Source organism: Actinomadura sp. NTSP31 (assembly GCF_041951385.1).
Taxonomy (GTDB): Bacteria; Actinomycetota; Actinomycetes; order Streptosporangiales; family Streptosporangiaceae; genus Spirillospora; species Spirillospora napierensis.
Genome location: NZ_JBGNUT010000019.1, coordinates 121,662 through 139,041 on the forward strand (window position 1 = coordinate 121,662; position 17,380 = coordinate 139,041).

Sequence of the window (17,380 nt, forward strand, 5' to 3'; positions counted from 1 at the left end):
CCCCGGGCCTGCCCCACCTACCCGGTGCGGCCGGCCCCGGTCAGGGCTCGCGCAGATCGAGCCTTCCGTGGGCGTCCCGAGTGATCTGAACCCGCGAACTCCACCTCCGGCCGCGCCAGGCCACTCGGGCCTCCTTATCGAAGTCCAAATCGTTCATCTCGACGATCCGCACGGTGCGACCTTTGTAGGCGAAGACCATAAGGCCGTTGTCGAGCGGCCGGTAGACATCCTTCGGGTAGGAGATCCCGGTCTTCCTCTTCAGATCGGACGGCTCGATCACCCGCATGCGATCCCAGGAGAAGCCGAGGTCGCCGATGGCGACATGGTCTCCGTCATCGAGACCGTCGGCCTTCTTGATGAAGACGTCCCGTGCGGCGGTGTCGAAGAGACGGCGAAACTCGCTGGGCCGGCTCAACCTCATTATGCCGCTCCCGTCGGGGTCGACGAGATACGAGTCGGCCGGGTACTCCCTGCCGCTGTCGTAGTGCAGTGGGTGGTCCGTGTTGAACGCGAGCCGGACGACCTTGGCCAGGGTGGTTCCACGGGCGAAGACGAGGAGATGATTGTCCTCGTCGAGCTCCCGCCCGTCCGGCATGAAGGTGAAGCCCGTCCTGGTGCGCACGTCCCGTCCGCTGGCGCCCGGGCCGAAGGCGAACAGGCGGTCCCAGGAGAAGGGGGTAACGGTTCGCATCGGGACGCCGGGAAACTCGGGGTGCGTCCGGGAGGTCCGGTTCAGGAGCGCGGCCACCTTGGCGGTCGCCCGGTCGTCGATGGCCTCCTCCCAGGGCCGGGGAGCGCAGGCCGCCAGGCCGCAGCACAGCAGCGCGACGGCGAACACGGCGGCCCCACGGTCGCGCATCGGCTTCGCTATCACCGTCCGACCTCGGACGGCGGCCGCCCCGGGCCGAACTCGGGCAGCTTGTTGACGCTCGGTTCCGGCATCGAGTGGCCTCTGGGGACGCGGTCGCTCCAGTTGAGCTGCCCGTCAGGCCCGACGACGACCATCCTCCCGCCGTCGACCGCCTCCCTGATGTGCGCGGCGAGCTCCTCGTCGGTGGCGTCCGGGTACCGCAGCGCGATCTGCCGCCCGACCTCGTTGTTGTACAGGTCCATGGCTTCGCGCGGGCCGGGGTTGTGCAGGGAGGTGCGCTCGTGGGAGACGGCGAACTTCCGCGTCCACTCCTCACCGAAGTCGCGGGTCATGAGGGCGTTCCAGTACGCGTGCCGCCAAGCATCGCCGTGGCCGTCGAAGCGACCTTCGGGCAGCCATTTCGGTGGACCTTCGGTGGCGGAGCTGCGATCATGCTGGAACTCGCTCAGCCCCTTCATTCCCTCCTTGTGGAAAAGGTCATCGAGCATCTCCTTCTCGCTCATGGTGACCGTTTGCGGATCATGGCCGAACCGCTTCGCCACCCATTCGAGCCAGCCGTCCGGATATTCCGTCATGCCCTGCGGGTCTTTCTCCACCTGGTAAAGCTTCATGATGTCGGCGAGGGAACGGCGTCCTTCGACGTCGTGAGGATTGGCCATCCACACCGCCCGGTAGGCGAGCTGCCGCGGATCCAGGCCCGCAGCCCCGATCTCCAGGACTTCCGGCGTCAGGGTCGCCAGCGCCTCGGTGATCCTTCTGTCGGCATCGGCGGCCGACTGGAGCGCGGACCGCATGCGGGTCTGGACGGCCTTGCCGTGTTGCTGCATCAGCGTCTGCTCGGCGACCGTGGTGGGACCGTCGGCGGGGGGAAAGCGCAGCGAGCCGTCGTCTCCGACCTGGATGTGCAGTTCGCCGGCGCTCTCGATGGCCTGGCGGAGGGCGGTCTGGGCGGATGAGAGGCGCTGGTGCGCCGCCTCCAGGACGCGGCTGATTCCGCTGACGGCCAGGTAGGCGCCGCGCGTCTTCTCGTGCAGCGTCTGCATCTGTGCGTTGGCCGCCTCCGCGTCGTTCCCCTTCCAGTACATCCGGACCCTCTGCTGTAACTCCCGGACGGTGGTGTCCGAATGATCGATGCGTGCGGCGAGGGCCTTCCAGGCTTCGGTGGCCTCCGCCACCGAGTCCAGCCGGGCGTCGCGGAGCGCGGCGAAGGTCACCATCGTCAGCCGCCCGTCATCGCGCCGGCCGCACGGGTGACGGCCTGGACCGCCTGCCTGCTCCGTGTCTCCGCGAGCAGGTGGTTGTCGGCTGTCGCCGACAGTTTGGGTCCCACCTCACCGATCTGCGCCGCGAGCTTGTTGAGCGCGGCCTCCCAACTCGCCGTGAGCTCCGTGATCTTCGCTGAGGTGGACCACTCCGGACCGAGGCCGCGCGCCGCCTGGTCGGACTCGGGGACCATCTTGTGCGCGGCGGACCGGATGTCGCCTTCGGCCTCTCGGGCTTCCGGAGCCAGCTTTTTGATCTCTTTGGGGAAGACCCGGAGTTCGTGGCCGCCGCCGGGGGGTGGTGGGTCGGCCGGGGGAGCGGTGGGGCGGGCGGGGACCTTGGTGTTGATGAGCTTGCCGATCTCGGTCGTCACCGGGAGGGGCCTTTCGGGCAGGTATCGGGAGAACTGTCCTTTCTGGCTGACGCTGTGCGTGGTCCTGTGGTTCCGGGCTGGCCGGATGCGGCGAGTGGCTCTGCGGGCCCGGAGCGCCGGAGGAGGTCCTAGGCGAGGGAGCGGCGCGCGACCAGGGCCGCGTTCAGCAGTTGCAGATCGGCCGGGCGGGCCGGGTCCAGGCCGGTCAGCTCGCAGATCCGGCGGACCCGGTAGGCGACCGTGTTCGGGTGGACGTGCAGGGCCGCCGCGGTGGCGCGGCGGTCCAGGTCGTCGGCCAGGTAGCGGCGCAGCGTGTGCAGCAGCTCGGGCTTGCGGTCGAGCGGCTCCAGCAGCCCGGCCAGCGCGGCCAGCGCGCCGCTCGGCCGGCTGAGCTGGTAGTCCAGCAGGACGTCGGCGAGCCGGTACAGGCCGGGCGGCCGGCCCGACCCGCGCACCAGGTCGACGATCTCGGCCGTCTGGGTGACGGCGGCGGGGATGCCGGACGGCCCGGTGATCTCCGCCGCCGCGGTGACACGGGTGTCGGCGGCCTTCCCGGCCTGCGCGACGACGTCGTGCACCAGGTCCCAGGACGGCGGCGCCGCGAACGGCAGCAGCGCCGTCCCGCCGGCGGCGTCCAGCGCGGTGAGGGCGGGCTCGCCGGCGAACCGGTCCAGCACCGTCCGGACGCGGCGGATCTTGCGGCGGGCGGCGACGCGGGCGCGCTGCCCGGCGCCGCGCTCGTCCGGCGTCGGGGCGAACGCGAGCGTCAGCACGGCGTACCGGGCGGCGGGGCGCAGGCCGGTCCGGCGGACGATGCTCTCCAGCGGTTCCCCGGCGAGCAGCGCCGTCATCAGCGCGTGCCGCCCGCCGTGCTCCTGGCTGTCCAGGACCTGCCGGACCTCCAGGTAGGAGCCGCTGACGGCGGTGGCCAGCCGCGCCTGGAAGTCGACGAAGTAGCCGAGCGCCTCCTGCAGGTCCCGCAGGTCGGACGGCAGCGCGCCGGCGGCCAGCTCGTCCCAGGCCATCGCCGCGCCGATCCGGTACGCGGTGAGGACCGCCTCCAGCGGCACGCCCTCCTCGGCGCGCAGCGCGGCCGAGTCGCGCTGCCGGCCGAACTCCTCCGCGCCGGCGGGGCGGCGGCGCTCCAGCACGTCCGCGAACTGGCGGAGGCTGTGCTGGACGATCCCGGCGATGTCCCCGGCGATCTCCTCCTGCGGCAGCTCGGCGTAGACGGGCAGCTCGTCCAGCAGCCGGGCCAGGACGCGCCGGGTCAGCTCCGGCGCCCGGGCCCGCAGATGCGCGGCCAGCGGACGCCCGCCCATGCGCAACGCCCGCCCGGCCGCCCGCGAAGGCGGCGCGGCCGTGCTCAGCGGCCCCTTGTTGTCCTCCGGCACAACGGCTCCCGGGAAACTCTGCGCCCGCACCAATTGAACGGTGTGTCAAAAGTCTGGACGATCACGGCGACATCGTCCATGACGGCCAGGAGGAGTTCTGATGAAGCGTCTGCTCGGTGGCGTTGTCGGCTCGATCCTCACCATGGGCGCGGCCCTGGCGGTGGCCGCGCCCGCGCACGCGGCCACGGGGGAGTACGTCGCGCTCGGCGACTCGATGGCGTCCGGGCCGCTCATCCCGGACATCACCGGCAACCTCGGGTGCGGCCGGTCCACCCGCAACTACGCGCACGACCTGGCCTCGGCGATGAACCTGAACCTGAAGGACGTGACGTGCAGCGGCGCGTCCACCAAGCACATGACGGGGTCGCAGAGCACGAGCGTCGCGGGCGTCGACACCGGGACCGTCCCGCCGCAGTTCGACGCGCTGACCGCGAACACGACCCTGGTCACGCTGACCATCGGCGGCAACGACGTCGGGCTGGTCGGCGTCGCGCAGAACTGCGCGACGCTCGACCCGACGGCGACGCCGTGCAAGGGCGAGTACGAGGCGCAGGTCGCGCAGCGCACCGCCGACTTCGAGCCGAAGCTGTCGGCGGTGCTCGACGGCATCCGGCAGCGGTCCCCGAACGCGCGGATCGTCGTCACCGGCTACGGCCTCTACATCAAGCCGAACGGCTGCTGGCCGGTCCAGCCCGTCCTGTCCACCGACGCGAACTTCCTGCAGGGCTCCGTCAACGCCATGAACGCGGTCATCAAGCGGCAGACGGTCGCGCACGGCGACACCTACATCGACCTGGTCACGCCGAGCGCAGGCCACGACTCGTGCCAGTCGGCGTCCCAGCGCTGGCTCGAGGGTTACGTCCCCGTGCACGCCGCCGCCCCGCTGCATCCGAACGCGTCGGGCGAGGCCGCCTACGCCACCGTCATCCGAACCACGATCGACGCGGCATAGGATCCGGGCGCCGTCCCTCATCGGCAGGGACGGCGCCCGGGTGCGTCCGGGCCCGGTCGGTACATTGAGGGCGCCTCACTCCCCCCTGATGAAGGACGCCGGGATGAACGACGAGATGCGCGCCCATGTCGCCGCGTTCGAGCAGACGGTCCGCTCCTCGCTCGCGCTGGCGGCGACGCTGGGCGCCGCCGAGTGGGACCGCCCGACCGACTGCCCGGGATGGACGGTCAAGGACCAGTTCGCCCACCTGGTCTCGGTGGAGGCGTCGCTGCTCGGCGACCCGCCTCCCGAGGTCGAGGTCCCCGAGTTCGCCCATGTCCGCAACGACTTCGGGCGGTTCCTGGAGGCCGGTGTGCACGCGCGGCGGTCCGTCCCCGGGCCGCAGGTCGCCGCTGAGTTGGCGGACGTGCTGGAGCGCCGCCTCGCCCAGCTGCCGGGCATCGACCCCGGCGAGCGGACCATGCTGCCGAACGGCAAGGAGGGCACGTACGAGCTGTTCGTGAAGTTCCGGGCGATGGACTGCTGGACGCACGAGCAGGACGTGCGGCGCGCGGTGGGCCGTCCGGGCAATCTGGACGCGCCGGCGGCGGCCTGCTTCTGGGACATCCTCGCCAAGGGGCTGCCGCTCGTCGTCGCGCGCAAGGCGGGGGCGGAGCCGGGGCAGTCGGTGCTGTTCCGGATCACCGGGCCGGTCGAGCACCGGGTGGCCGTGGTGGTGGACGGCGGCGGGCGCGGCGCGTTCGCCGGGGAGGTGCCGGACGCCGCGACGGCCGAGCTCGACATGGACTGGGAGGGCTACGTGCGCCTGACCGCCGGACGCTGCGGCCCGGACGCGGTGAAGTCCCAGGTGAAGGGGGATGCGGAGCTCGCGAACCGGGTGCTGGCCGGGATGTCCCTGACCCCGTGAGGCGCGCCGCCGGGCGGTAGCCGGTTCCGGCCACGGGCGGCCGGGACGGCTTTACAACTCGATCATGCCAGTGAATGCTGGCATGATCGTGTTCCCTGCACGGGAGGAGACCGTCCGTGAGAACCGCTGTCGCCCGCCGTACCGCGCCACTCGCCCTCGCCGCCGTCGTCGTCACTGCCGCCGCCGCCGGGACGGCCGGCACCGCGCTGGCCGACGCCCCGCCCGGCACCTGGACCGCCACCGAGATCACCGGTCTGACCGCTCCGGCGCTCTACGGGGTGACGGCGCCCGACCGCGGGCACGCCTGGGCCGTCGGCACGCAGTCGTCCTCGTCGGCCCCGCTGATCCTGAGCTACCGGAACGGCGCCTGGACACCGCAGGCCGCGCCCGCGGGGACCGCGCCCGAGCTGGTGGACGTCGCGTCCGGCGGCCCGTCCAACGTGTGGGCCGTGGGCCAGGGCGGCGGTGACACCTCGGCGAAGGCGCTGCACTGGAACGGCGGCGCGTGGAAGGCCGTCGACTACCCGCGGCCGCTGCCGATGGCGGTCTCGGTCGACTCCCGGGGCAAGGCCTGGTCGATCGGCTCCAACGCCGACGGCAGCGGCGCCGCCGTCTACCGCCGCTCCGGCGGCGCCTGGGCGGACAAGGGGTTCGCGCTCCCGGACAGGGGGATCGTGGACGCGCTGGCCGCGCGCACGCCGAAGGACGTCTGGGTCGGCGGCGCGACCTCGACGTCCGCCGACGGTCTGTGGCACTACGACGGGACGAGCTGGACCCAGATGGATATTCCAGACAACTGGCCGCACTGGGTGCTGCAGATAGTCGCGCTGTCGCCGAAGGACGTGTGGTTCTACACGATCCCGCAGGACCCGCTCTTCTCCGGCCCGGACCTCGTCCACTGGGACGGCACCGCGTTCACCGTGACCAAGACGCCCTCACCGTCCGCGAAGGTCAGCACCTATGCCCAGGACGTCGGGTTCCTCGGCGACATCGCCTCCGACGGGCGCGGCGGCATCTGGCTCCAGGACAGCCGCACCGCCTACTACCGGCACTTCGACGGCACGACCTGGACGGACGTGCCGCGTCCCGCCAACGACCTGGGCGGCTGGCCGCAGGTCTACGACGTCGCGCAGGTCGGCCGCACGCAGTCGGTCTGGGGTGTCGGACCGGGCGCGGGCGACCGGTTGCTGATCGACCGGTTCCGCTGACCGCACCCGGCCGGACCGGCCCCGCCGTCCGGGCGGCGGGGCGGTCCGGTCCGGCGGCACTCGGGGTGAAGATCCTCTTGAACGGGATTCGGTCGTCATGAACACTCGGTTACCGGCGGTTCCGCCGACCGCGCGCCGTCCCACCCCGGAGGAGCACCCCCCATGGCGAAGATCATCGAGCATGGCACCTGGCAGTTGGCGCCCGCGGACGAGCGGTTGCACGCGCCCGGGCCCGAGGTGCTGTGGAACGAGTCCTACTACTTCGACTTCGCCGCACCGGACGGGTCCGTCGCCGGGTACGTCCGGCTCGGCCTGTACCCGAACTGGGACCGCGCCTGGTACTGGGCGTGCGTCACCGGCAAGGACCGTCCGCTCGTCCTGATCGCCGACAACGACGCGCCGCTGCCGAAGCCGGGCACCACCGACGTCCGCACCGGCACCTATGACGCCACGCAACGCATCGCCGAGCCGTTCGGCCCCGCGGAGATCGGGCTGGACGGCGAGGCCGTGATCCTGCCCGACCCCACCGCCGCCTACGGCGACACGTCCGGGGCGGAGACGACGCGCCTGGCCTTCGACCTGCGATGGGACACCGTCAGCGGCGTCTACCCCTATAAGGACATCCCGCGCTACGAGATCCCGTGCACGGTCTCCGGCACGGTGACGGTCGGCGGCGAGACGATCGCCGTCGACGCGCCCGGCGAGCGCGACCACAGCTGGGGCGAGCGCGACTGGTGGAAGACGTCGTGGCTCTGGTCGTCCGGGCGGCTCGACGACGGCGCGTTCTTCCACTGCATGCAGGCCAACATCGGGTTCGCGATCCCGTGGCCGTCGTTCGCGGTGCCGCCGGGCGGCGAGATCGAGCACCGCGACGGCTTCTCCGCCGAGACCCGCTTCGGTGCCGACGAGCTGCCCGCGTCGTCGCACCTGCGGGTGCCGGGCGCCCCGATGACCGCGACGCCGATCGCGTTCGCGCCCGTCGCCGTCGTCTCGCCGGACGGCCGGACGGCGCACTTCCCGCGCGCGCTCTGCCGCTTCGACGCCGAGGACGGCCGCACCGGGCACGGCTGGACCGAATGGCACCAGCCGCCCGGCTGGCAGGACCACGGCTGGTCCTACCTCGCGGAAGGCGGCGCGCAGTGACCGGGCCGGTCGCCGGCGGCGCCGGGCTGACCGCCGGCTGGCTGACCGAGGCGCTCGCGCGCGACCTCGGCGGCGCGGCGGTCACCGCCGTCGCGGCCGAGCCCGTCGGCACCGGCCAGGTCTCCGACAGCCTGCGCCTGAGCCTCACCTACGACGGCCGGGTCGCGCTGCCCGCGACGATGATCGCGAAGGTGCCCGCGGCGGACGAGGCGAGCCGCGCGGCGGCCCGCGCGATCCGCACCTACGAGGTGGAGGCGAGCTTCTACGCGGGCATCGCGGGCGGGCTCGACGCCAGCGTGCCCGCCTGCTACTTCTCCGCCTACGAGCCCGAGAAGGACGAGTACGTCGTCCTGCTTCAGGACCTCGCGCCCGCGCGGCCGGGCGACCAGCTCGCGGGCGTCTCGCCGGACGAGGCCGCCGCCGCGGTCGACGAGATGGCCGCGCTGCACGCCGCCGGGTGGAACGATCCGGAACTCGCCGCGCTGCCGTGGCTGAACCGGCACAGCGCCGAGGCCGCCGAGTTCACCACCGCGATGGTCGCGGGCCTGTACGAGGGCTTCAAGGAGCGGTACGCGGAACGGCTGGAACCCGAGGTCATCGGCCTGATCGAGGACTTCCTGCCGTCGATGGGCGGCTACCTCGCCGCGCGGGACGGCGCGTCCACGCTCATGCACGGCGACTTCCGCGCCGACAACCTGCTGTTCGGCGGGCCGCGCCCGGTCGTCCTGGACTGGCAGACCTGCGCCTACGGGCCGGGCGCCGCCGACCTGGCGTACTTCCTCGGCTCCAGCCTGCCCGTCGAGGCGCGCCGCGCGCACGAGCGCGCGCTCGTCCGCCGCTACCACGCCGCCCTCACCGGACGCGGCGTGCGGGTGTCCTGGGACGAGTGCTGGGACGGCTACCGGCGGCACGCCTTCCAGGGCATCGTCATGGCCATCGGCGCGTCGATGCTGGTCGAACGCACCGACCGGGGCGACGAGATGTTCTGCACGATGACCGCGCGGCACGCCCACCACGCCCTCGACCTCGACGCCGCGTCGCTGCTGTGACCGCCCGCCGTGGCGCCCCGCGTCCGGGGGCGCCACGGCGGTGCCAGTTCAGGCGCGCTCGGCGTCCGGGAAGTGCGAGGCGAGCAGGTCGGGGGACTCGGCGCGGCCGTCCAGGACGCGGTTCGTCCGGTTGGTGACGCTCCAGCCGCCGGACGTGCGGTGCAGCGTCCAGTGGTTGGCGGTGGCACGGCGCAGCGCGAACCCGTCCTCCCGGTTCACGATCATCAGCGTGTAGCCGACGGCGGTGGCCGTGTCGCCGGAGACGGTGACGTGCGGCGGCCCGACGAAGTGCGCGCAGCCGCCCGCGATCCACCGCTGGTGGCCGGCGGACCGGACCATCGCGTCGATCGCGGGACGGCCGTCCATCATGATCTCGTCCACGTCGTAGACGCCGTCCTCGTCCCACAACCCGGCGACGGCCTCGGCGCACCCGCTGTCGACCAGCGGCCCGTACGACAGGATCAGCCGGGTGATCTCCTGCTCGTCCTCCAGCGCGCGGACGCGGTCCTCCAGGGCCGCCAGGCGGGTCTCGACATCGGTCACAGGGCGTCTCCGAAGGTGAGGCCGCAGGGGCCGGCGAGGTCGCGGAGGGCGGCGAGCTGCTCGCAGTAGTGGGCGGCCGACTCCGCCGTGATGCGGACGCCGGCGATCGTCGCGCCCGCCTCGCGCAGCCGGACGAGGGCCTTGCCCGCGCCCTCGGCGTCCCCGATCGGGTCTAGCGGACGGGACGGCCCGAGCACGACGTCGAAGCCGTCCGGCAGGTCCGCGTCGGCGAGCATCCCGGCGAGCTCGGTGAGGGGCAGCCCGAACGGCACCCACCCGTCGGCGGCGAGCGCCCGGCGCAGCGAGCGCGCCGTCCGGCCGCCGATCCAGAACGGGACGTGCTCCTGCACGGCGTGCGGCTCGACGACCAGGCCGGAGAAGTCGTAGTGCTCGCCGTGGTACTCCGGCACCCGCCGCGACAGGGACGCCCGCAGTGCCGCGATGGCGTCGTCGGCGCGCGCGCCGCGTCCGGCGAACGGGGCGCCGAGCAGGTCGAACTCCTCCTCCAGGCTGCCGACGCCGAGCCCGAGCGTGAGCCGGCCGCCGCTGATCCGGTCGAGGGTGCCGTACCGCTTGGCGATCGCGAGCGGGTGGTGGTAGCCGAGCACCAGCACCTGCGTGGCCAGCCGGATCCGGGCGGTGCGGGCGGCGAGGTAGCCGAAGGTGGCGAGCGGGTCCCAGTACACGCCGCCGCGCCGCTCGGCGGCCTCGACCGGCACCGCGACGTGCTCGCTGCAGGTCAGATGGTGGTAGCCGAGCCGGTCGGCGGCCTCGGCGATCCGCCCGACGTCCTCGGCGCCGGCGTCCCGCTCCCATCCGGCGTGCCCGGGCGGCGGCTGGGCCACCACCGGCGTGACGATGCCGACTCGCATCGCGTCCCCTCTCGAAAGAAAACGTTCTACTCGCCGTCCGGGGACCGTCCAGGATCCGGGGGCGTGCCGTGTGGTCAGGTGTGACCTGGCCTGACGCTACCCCTTCCGGTCGGCGCCTCGACTTGCTAGATTCCACTCAACAAGAATTCATTTCAGTCGTGTTCCCGGGAGGTGCGATGACCGAGACCCTGGACGCGCCCGTGCGGCGCGATGCGCCGCCCTCGATGATCGAGCGGATGACGCTCATCCTCGACGCCTTCAACGGGCCCTCCGCCCGGCTCACCCTGGAGGACGTGGCCCGCCGCACCGGGCTGCCGCGCTCCACCGCGCACCGGATCCTCGACCAGCTCGTCCGGCAGCGCTGGCTCGCCCACCACTCCTTCGGCTACGGCCTCGGCCAGCGGGCGCTCGGCCTCGGCGGGCAGGACGGCGGGCACGGCAAGATCCGCGAGGCCGCCGCGCCGTACCTGCACGAGCTGCAGGTCACCACCGGGCTCGTCGCGCACCTGGCCGTGCTGGACGGCGCCGAGGTCTTCTACCTGGACAAGCTCGGCGGGCGCCTCGCCGCGTCCGTGCCGTCCCGGGTCGGCGGGCGCGTCCCCGCGCACTCGACGGCGCTCGGCAAGGCGATGCTCGCCTGGCTGGAGCCCGAGCAGGTCGACGCGCTGCTCGGCACCGCCATCACCCGGCTGACCAGCCGCACCATCGGCGAGCTCGGCACCCTGCACCAGGAGCTGCACCGCGTCCGGCAGCGCCGCGGCCTGGCGTTCGAGCGCGGCGAGTCGTTCCCCGGCATCGCCTGCGTGGCCGCCGCGGTCCGCGGCGCCGAGGGCCCGGTCGCCGGGATCTCCCTGGTCGGCGACATCCACACGCCGCTGGAGAACGTCGCGCCGCTGGTGGTCACCGCCGCCCGCGAGACCGCGCAGGTGCTGTTCCCCGGCGCCGCGTCGGCGGGACGCGCCGGGAGCCGCACCCGGCGCCCGCACGCCGACCGCCCGGTCCCGGAGCACACCTGGTCCGCCGCGACGATGAACCGGCTGCTCGCCGTGGACGGCCGCGGCGACTGGATGTGACCCGGATGTGACCGCGCCGACCGGCCGCGTCCCGGGTCCGCCGCCGGCCGCGGCCTCAGCCCCAGCCCCAGCGGTCGCCCTCGCCCCACGGGTCGGGGGCGAACGGCACGTCGGGCGGGTGCACGCCGAACCGGCTGCGGAAGAACAGCATCGGGCGGCGCCACACCCCGCCGGGCGCCTCGTGCACCCGGACCGACAGCACCCGGCCGATCACCACGTCGTGGTCGCCGGCCTCGTGCACGGCGTGCACGGTCGCGTGCACGTTCAGCAGGACGTCCCGCAGCTGCGGGGTGCCGTGCGGGGACAGGTCCCAGTCGAGCCCCTCGTACTTCAGGCCGCGGCTCGACCCGAACCGCGCGCACAGGTCGGCCTGGTCCTCGGCGAGGACGTTCACGCAGAACCGGCCGGCGGCGCGGATCCGCGGCCACGACCGGCCCCGCCGGTCCGCGCAGAACAGGATCAGCGGCGGGTCCAGCGACACCGACGCGAACGACTGGCAGGCGAACCCGACGGGCTCGTCCCCGTCGACGGCGGTCACCACGGTGACGCCGGTGGCGAACTCCGCCATCGCCCGCCGGAACTCCAGGGGGTCGGGGGAGTCCGCGGGCTCCGCGGACTCCGCGGTGAGCGCTGGCTCTGCTGGCATGAAGTCACCTCGCGGCTCTCTGGCGCTGTCGCCGGTCTCGTTGGACGGGACCGTAGGCACGCGCCGCGCCGCGCGCGCCACCGGATCCCGATGAGTGGAAGCCCGCGCCCCGCCGGCCGTCAAGAGGGCGGTTCCGGCGGGGCCCGGCGAGGCGTCCCGCTGATCGGGAATCCACTGGACGGTCCCGACCAAACGACCGTTAGGTTTCCGGCAAGCCACCCAGAAGGACTGAGAACATGCCCACGGAGCTGACTTACGAGTCGACGCTGCGCGAACTCGCCACGGACCAGGGCGTCCTGCGCTACCACGAGGCCGGCGACGGCCCGCCGCTGCTGATGCTGCACGGCTCGGGCCCCGGCGTGACGGGCTGGCGCAACTTCCGCGGCAACCTCGCGCGGTTCGCCGAGCACTTCCGCTGCCTGGTGCTGGAGTTCCCCGGCTTCGGTGTGAGCGACCCGACCGACGAGCACCCGATGGCCGCCGCGTCCGGCGCGGTGGTCCGCTTCCTGGACGGCCTCGGCCTGGCGCAGGTCGACGTGATCGGCAACTCCATGGGCGGCATCGTCGGCACCCAGACCGCGCTCGCGCACCCCGAGCGGGTGCGGCGGCTGGTCACCATCGGCGGGCTCGGCCGCAACATCTTCAGCCCCGGCCCCGGCGAGGGCATCAAGCTGCTGATGGAGTTCACCGACGACCCGACCCGCGAGGGCCTGGTCCGGTGGCTGCACTCGATGGTGTTCGACCCGAAGGTGGTCACCGAGGAGCTGATCGAGGAGCGCTGGCAGCAGGCCACCGACCCCGACACCCTCGCCGCCGCGCGCCGCATGTACTCCACGGCCGCGATGACCGCGAGCTTCAAGATGCAGGCGCGCTCGCCCGAGCCGCCCTACTGGGCGATGCTCCACAAGCTGAGGGCCGAGACCCTCATCACCTGGGGACGCGACGACCGGGTCAGCCCCGTCGACATGATGCTCGTCCCGATGCGGACCATCCCGAACGTCCAGGTGAACATCTTCCCGAACTGCGGGCACTGGGTGATGATCGAGCAGAAGGCGGCGTGGGAGAGCGCCGTGCTGGCCTTCCTGACGCGGAAGGACGAGGCATGAGCGCGAGCGAACCGGGGGGCGCGGGGGGTCGTCCCCCCTCGGAAGAGCAGGGCATGAGCGGCGGGGAGGACGGCTGGGACGAGGAGTACGACCTCGTCATCGTCGGCAGCGGGGGAGGCGGCATGGCCGCCGCGCTCACCGCGCACGACGCCGGGCTGAAGCCACTGATCATCGAGAAGGGCAAGAAGTTCGGCGGCTCGACGGCGCTGTCCGGCGGCGGCATCTGGGTCCCGAACAACCCGACGCTGAAGGCGCGCGGCCACGACGACAGCCGCGAGTCGATCCGCCGCTACCTCGACCTGCTCACCCAGGGGAAGGTGCCGGCGGCCCGGCTGGACGCCTACGTCGACAACGGCCCCGCCGCCATGGAACTCATCTGCCGGAGCAGGTGGATGCAGTTCTTCTGGACCAAGGGCTACGCCGACTACCACCCCGAGCTGGAGGGCGGGCGCCCGCTTGGCCGGTCCATCGAGGCCAAGCCGTTCGACACCCGCAAGCTCGGCGAGGACGAGCAGTACCAGCGCCCGAACAACATGAAGGGCCCGCTCGGGCTCTGGGTGACCGCGAAGGACTACCACGACCTCGCGATGGCCAAGCGCACGTGGGCGGGCCGGCGCGCGTCGCTGGTCGCGGCGTGGCGGGTGTCGTCCAACCTGGTCCGCCGCCGGCACATGGCGACCGGCGGCCGGGCGCTCGTCGCGCGGATGCGGATGGCGCTGAAGGACGCCGGGATCCCGCTGCGGCTGAAGACCGCGATGACGGAGCTGGTCACCGACGGCGACGGCCGCGTGGTCGGGATCGTCGCGCGGACCCGCGACGGCGGGACGCTGCGGATCCGCGGCCGCAACGGCGTCCTGCTGGCGACCGGCGGGTTCGACCACAACCAGGACATGCGGGACAAGTACCTGCCCAAGGGCGGCCAGGAGGACTTCGCCATGGGCGCCCGCGAGAACACCGGCGACGGCATCCGCGCCGGCGAGGGCCTCGGCGCCGCGACCGACCTGATGGACGACGCGTGGTGGATGCCGGCCGTCCGGCACCCGCTCGGCGCGACGATCCCGCTGGTGTCCGAGCGGGCCATCCCGCGCCAGGTCATCGTGTCCGGGGACGGCAAGCGGTTCACCAACGAGGCCGCGCCGTACGTCAACTTCGTCCACGACCAGCTCGAGGGCGGGCACGTCCCGGCGTGGTTCGTGATGGACGCCAAGTCCCGCGCCCGCTACCCGTTCGCGCAGATCCTGCCCGGCGCGCCCATCCCGAAGGCGTTCTACGACAAGGGGATCGCCTTCAAGGCGGACACCCTCAGGGAGCTGGCCGAGAAGATCGGTGTCCCGGCGGACGCGCTGGAGGAGACCGTCGAGAAGTTCAACGGCTACGCCCGCGACGGCAAGGACCCCGAGTTCGGCCGCGGCGACTCCGCCTACGACCGCTACTACGGCGACCCGAACCTGAAGAACCCGAACCTGGACGTGCTGGAGACCGCGCCGTACTACGCGTTCCGGCTGGAGGTCGGGGACCTCGGCACCAAGGGCGGCCTGGTCTGCGACGAGCACTCCCGCGTGCTGCGCGAGGACGGCTCGGTCATCGGCGGCCTGTACGCGACGGGCAACACGTCCGCGTCGGTGATGGGCAACGAGTACGCCGGGCCGGGCGCCACGATCGGCCCGTCCATCGTGTTCGGCTACATCGCGGCGCGGCACGCCGCCGGCCTCGGCAAGGCGGGCGGGGAGAAGGCTTCGGGACGGGCATGACCGCATCGCTCAAGGCGCGCGTCGTCGAGGTCGTCCGGGAGACGCCCGACGCGAACTCGCTCGTCCTGGAACCGATGGAGGGGGACGGGGACCGGTTCGCCTACCGGCCCGGCCAGTTCCTCACGGTCCGGGTGCCCGCCGGGGACGGCTGGGTCGCGCGCTCGTACTCGTTGTGCAGCTCGCCGGTCTGCGACGAGCGGCTCAAGGTGACGGTGAAGCGGGTCGCCGAGGGGGTCGGGTCCAACTGGATCTGCGACAACGTCGCCGCCGGCGACGTGCTGGAGGTGCTGCGCCCCGCCGGCACGTTCACCCCGCACTCGCTGGACGCCGACCTGCTGCTGGTCGCGGGCGGCAGCGGCATCACCCCGGTGATGTCGATCCTGAAGTCGGTCCTCGCGGGCGGCACCGGCACCGCCACGCTGCTGTACGCCAACCGCGACGAACGGTCGGTGATCTTCGCTGAGGAGCTGCGCGCCCTCACCGAGGAGCACGGCGAGCGGCTGACGGTCGTGCACTGGCTGGAGTCGGTGCAGGGCCTGCCGACGCCCGCCGCGTTCCACTCCCTCGCCCGGCACTTCACCGGCCGCGAGGCGTTCGTGTGCGGGCCCGGGCTGTTCATGGACATGGCGGAGGCCGCGCTGACCGGCCTCGGCATGCGGGTGAACGTCGAGCGCTTCTTCTCGCTGGCCGGCGACCCGTTCGAGGAGCGGGACGCGGAGCCGCCGACCGGGGCCGACGAGGCCGGGGTCGCCGAGATCGAGGTGGAGATCGACGGCGAGACTCAGACGGTGCCGTGGCCGAAGTCGCAGCTGCTGCTGGACGCGCTGCTGCGGGCCGGCGTCGACGCCCCGTTCTCCTGCCGGGAGGGCAACTGCTCCGCCTGCGCCTGCGTGGCCCTGGAGGGCGAGGTCGCGCTCGACGCCAACTCGGTCCTCGACGAGCAGGATCTCGCCGACGGCCTCATCCTCGCCTGCCAGGCGAGGCCGGTCAGCGACCGGCTCAGGATCAGCTACGACGGCTGACGGACACATCGGAGGACTTGATGACCAACCCCGTGCTCGACGCGATGATGGACCGGGCCGAGGAGATCCGCGCGCTCGGCCCGTCGAACGAGTCGCTCGGCCGGCTCGACGACCAGGCCGCGAAGGCGCTGCGCGACTCCGGTGCGATCCGCCAGCTGCAGCCCCGCGCGCACGGCGGCCTCGAGGTGCACCCGCGCGAGTTCGCCGAGACGGTGATGGGCATCGCCTCCCTCGACGGCTCGACCGGCTGGGTCGCCGGGATCGTCGGCGTCCACCCGTGGGAGATGGCCTACGCCGACCCGAAGGTCCGCGAGGAGATCTGGGGCCAGGACCCCGACACGTGGATCGCGTCCCCGTACGCGCCGATGGGCATCGCCCGGCCCGTCGACGGCGGTTACGTCTTCAACGGCCGCTGGCAGTTCTCCTCCGGCACCGACCACTGCGACTGGATCTTCCTCGGCGGGATGCTCGGCGACGACGAGGGCAAGATGGCGCAGCCGCCGCGGTCGCTGCACCTGATCCTGCCGCGCTCGGACTACGAGATCGTCCAGGACTCCTGGGACGTCGCGGGCCTCAAGGGCACCGGCAGCAAGGACATCATCGTCAAGGACGCGTTCGTCCCGTCGTACCGGACGCTGTGGTACGACAAGGTCGTGGACGGGTCGGCGCCGCGCGAGGCGGGGCTGACCAACCCGTCCTACCTGATGCCGTTCTCGTGCGTGTTCCCGCTCGGCATCACCGCCGCGGTGATCGGCATCGCCGAGGGCGCGCTGCACCACCACCTGGCCTACCAGCGCAACCGCGTCCAGATCACCGGCACCCGGATCAAGGACGACCCGTACGTGCTGTACGCGATCAGCGAGGCCGCCGAGGAGATCAAGGCGTCCCGGACCGCGCTGCTGGACAACTGCTCCCGGATGTACGACCGGGTCGCGGCCGGCGAGGAGATCAGCTTCGCCGACCGGGCGGCGGGCCGCCGCACCCAGGTCCGCGCCGCGTGGCGGGCGGCGCAGGCGATGAACGAGATCGTGGTGCGGTCGGGCGGCAACGCGATGCGGCTGGACAACCCGATCCAGCGGTTCTGGCGGGACGCGCACGTCGGCCTCGCGCACGCCATCCACGTCCCCGGCTCGGTCTACCACGTGTCCGCGCTGACCGACCTGGACATCGAGCCCCCGCAGGGCCCGATGCGCTCCATGATCTGACG

Annotated in this window: 17 protein-coding genes; 10 read left to right on the plus strand and 7 right to left on the minus strand. The window is 72.8% G+C overall.

Translation table 11 applies throughout. The annotated features are described in order from the left end of the window. Nucleotides 1-40 precede the first annotated feature (40 nt). The 4 genes from ACA514_RS29465 to ACA514_RS29480 all read right to left on the minus strand — a co-directional run bounded on the left by ACA514_RS29465 (nt 41) and on the right by ACA514_RS29480 (nt 3,901). A complete protein-coding gene (locus tag ACA514_RS29465) occupies nt 41-859 on the minus strand; it encodes a hypothetical protein (protein WP_375044508.1) in 819 nt (272 codons plus the stop codon). Between the two features lie 11 nt (nt 860-870). Continuing rightward, nucleotides 871-2,088: a hypothetical protein gene (locus tag ACA514_RS29470; protein ID WP_375044509.1), complete on the minus strand. Its 1,218-nt coding sequence runs from the start codon at nt 2,086-2,088 to the stop codon at nt 871-873. 2 nt (nt 2,089-2,090) lie between these two features. Further along, entirely contained in the window at nt 2,091-2,507 is a 417-nt protein-coding gene (locus ACA514_RS29475; protein WP_375044510.1) for a hypothetical protein, read from the minus strand. 128 nt (nt 2,508-2,635) lie between these two features. Further along, on the minus strand, nt 2,636-3,901 hold the full coding sequence (locus ACA514_RS29480; protein WP_375044511.1) for a PucR family transcriptional regulator: 1,266 nt from the start codon (nt 3,899-3,901) through the stop codon (nt 2,636-2,638). Nucleotides 3,902-4,001: 100 nt separating this feature from the next. On the opposite strand from ACA514_RS29480, the gene ACA514_RS29485 reads away from it, so the two are divergent. From ACA514_RS29485 to ACA514_RS29505, 5 genes are all read left to right on the plus strand, one after another. Next, nucleotides 4,002-4,853: an SGNH/GDSL hydrolase family protein gene (locus tag ACA514_RS29485; protein WP_375044512.1), complete on the plus strand. Its 852-nt coding sequence runs from the start codon at nt 4,002-4,004 to the stop codon at nt 4,851-4,853. Nucleotides 4,854-4,956: 103 nt separating this feature from the next. Continuing rightward, nucleotides 4,957-5,760 carry a maleylpyruvate isomerase family mycothiol-dependent enzyme gene (locus ACA514_RS29490; RefSeq protein ID WP_375044513.1) on the plus strand — a complete coding sequence of 268 codons (804 nt, stop codon included), beginning with the start codon at nt 4,957-4,959 and terminating at the stop codon, nt 5,758-5,760. A 116-nt stretch (nt 5,761-5,876) separates the two neighbouring features. Continuing rightward, nucleotides 5,877-6,968 carry a hypothetical protein gene (locus ACA514_RS29495; protein ID WP_375044514.1) on the plus strand — a complete coding sequence of 364 codons (1,092 nt, stop codon included), beginning with the start codon at nt 5,877-5,879 and terminating at the stop codon, nt 6,966-6,968. 162 nt (nt 6,969-7,130) lie between these two features. Then, on the plus strand, nt 7,131-8,111 hold the full coding sequence (locus ACA514_RS29500; protein ID WP_375044515.1) for a hypothetical protein: 981 nt from the start codon (nt 7,131-7,133) through the stop codon (nt 8,109-8,111). Next, nucleotides 8,108-9,160: a phosphotransferase gene (locus tag ACA514_RS29505; protein ID WP_375044516.1), complete on the plus strand. Its 1,053-nt coding sequence runs from the start codon at nt 8,108-8,110 to the stop codon at nt 9,158-9,160. The genes ACA514_RS29500 and ACA514_RS29505 overlap by 4 nt, the downstream gene beginning before the upstream one ends. Before the next feature lie 48 nt (nt 9,161-9,208). On the opposite strand, the gene ACA514_RS29510 is transcribed toward ACA514_RS29505, so the two are convergent. Both ACA514_RS29510 and ACA514_RS29515 read right to left on the minus strand, forming a co-directional pair. Next, nucleotides 9,209-9,703 carry a nuclear transport factor 2 family protein gene (locus tag ACA514_RS29510; protein ID WP_375044517.1) on the minus strand — a complete coding sequence of 165 codons (495 nt, stop codon included), beginning with the start codon at nt 9,701-9,703 and terminating at the stop codon, nt 9,209-9,211. Next, the gene (locus ACA514_RS29515) at nt 9,700-10,575 is read right to left on the minus strand and encodes an LLM class F420-dependent oxidoreductase (RefSeq protein ID WP_375044518.1); all 876 of its coding nucleotides are present in this window, start codon (nt 10,573-10,575) and stop codon (nt 9,700-9,702) included. The genes ACA514_RS29510 and ACA514_RS29515 overlap by 4 nt, the downstream gene beginning before the upstream one ends. Before the next feature lie 176 nt (nt 10,576-10,751). Between ACA514_RS29515 and ACA514_RS29520 the strand changes: the two genes are divergently transcribed. Then, nucleotides 10,752-11,648 (plus strand): IclR family transcriptional regulator, encoded by an 897-nt coding sequence (locus ACA514_RS29520; RefSeq protein WP_375044519.1) that lies wholly within the window; start codon nt 10,752-10,754, stop codon nt 11,646-11,648. Nucleotides 11,649-11,703: 55 nt separating this feature from the next. Here ACA514_RS29520 and ACA514_RS29525 read toward each other — a convergent pair whose 3' ends face one another. Then, entirely contained in the window at nt 11,704-12,294 is a 591-nt protein-coding gene (locus ACA514_RS29525) for a flavin reductase family protein (protein WP_375044520.1), read from the minus strand. A 236-nt stretch (nt 12,295-12,530) separates the two neighbouring features. Here ACA514_RS29525 and ACA514_RS29530 point away from each other — a divergent pair, with 236 nt between their 5' ends. The 4 genes from ACA514_RS29530 to ACA514_RS29545 are packed head-to-tail and all read left to right on the plus strand — an operon-like array spanning nt 12,531 to nt 17,378. After that, nucleotides 12,531-13,400 (plus strand): alpha/beta fold hydrolase, encoded by an 870-nt coding sequence (locus tag ACA514_RS29530; protein ID WP_375044521.1) that lies wholly within the window; start codon nt 12,531-12,533, stop codon nt 13,398-13,400. Nucleotides 13,401-13,453: 53 nt separating this feature from the next. Further along, nucleotides 13,454-15,151 carry an FAD-binding protein gene (locus ACA514_RS29535; RefSeq protein WP_375044522.1) on the plus strand — a complete coding sequence of 566 codons (1,698 nt, stop codon included), beginning with the start codon at nt 13,454-13,456 and terminating at the stop codon, nt 15,149-15,151. Continuing rightward, entirely contained in the window at nt 15,148-16,173 is a 1,026-nt protein-coding gene (locus ACA514_RS29540) for a 2Fe-2S iron-sulfur cluster-binding protein (RefSeq protein WP_375044523.1), read from the plus strand. Before ACA514_RS29535 ends, ACA514_RS29540 begins: the two co-directional genes overlap by 4 nt. A gap of 20 nt (nt 16,174-16,193) precedes the next feature. Further along, nucleotides 16,194-17,378, plus strand: coding sequence for an acyl-CoA dehydrogenase family protein (locus tag ACA514_RS29545; protein WP_375044524.1), 1,185 nt, complete (start codon nt 16,194-16,196; stop codon nt 17,376-17,378). Nucleotides 17,379-17,380: the final 2 nt, after the last annotated feature.

Bases quoted from the DNA above. Each gene is read 5' to 3' on its own strand.
- ACA514_RS29465 (WP_375044508.1), bottom strand. From the start codon at position 859: ATGCGCGACCGTGGGGCCGCCGTGTTCGCCGTCGCGCTGCTGTGCTGC.
- ACA514_RS29525 (WP_375044520.1), bottom strand. From the start codon at position 12,294: ATGCCAGCAGAGCCAGCGCTCACCGCGGAGTCCGCGGAGCCCGCGGAC.
- ACA514_RS29530 (WP_375044521.1), top strand. From the start codon at position 12,531: ATGCCCACGGAGCTGACTTACGAGTCGACGCTGCGCGAACTCGCCACG.
- ACA514_RS29540 (WP_375044523.1), top strand. From the start codon at position 15,148: ATGACCGCATCGCTCAAGGCGCGCGTCGTCGAGGTCGTCCGGGAGACG.
- ACA514_RS29535 (WP_375044522.1), top strand. From the start codon at position 13,454: ATGAGCGGCGGGGAGGACGGCTGGGACGAGGAGTACGACCTCGTCATC.
- ACA514_RS29500 (WP_375044515.1), top strand. From the start codon at position 7,131: ATGGCGAAGATCATCGAGCATGGCACCTGGCAGTTGGCGCCCGCGGAC.
- ACA514_RS29470 (WP_375044509.1), bottom strand. From the start codon at position 2,088: ATGGTGACCTTCGCCGCGCTCCGCGACGCCCGGCTGGACTCGGTGGCG.
- ACA514_RS29490 (WP_375044513.1), top strand. From the start codon at position 4,957: ATGAACGACGAGATGCGCGCCCATGTCGCCGCGTTCGAGCAGACGGTC.
- ACA514_RS29520 (WP_375044519.1), top strand. From the start codon at position 10,752: ATGACCGAGACCCTGGACGCGCCCGTGCGGCGCGATGCGCCGCCCTCG.
- ACA514_RS29515 (WP_375044518.1), bottom strand. From the start codon at position 10,575: ATGCGAGTCGGCATCGTCACGCCGGTGGTGGCCCAGCCGCCGCCCGGG.
- ACA514_RS29545 (WP_375044524.1), top strand. From the start codon at position 16,194: ATGACCAACCCCGTGCTCGACGCGATGATGGACCGGGCCGAGGAGATC.
- ACA514_RS29485 (WP_375044512.1), top strand. From the start codon at position 4,002: ATGAAGCGTCTGCTCGGTGGCGTTGTCGGCTCGATCCTCACCATGGGC.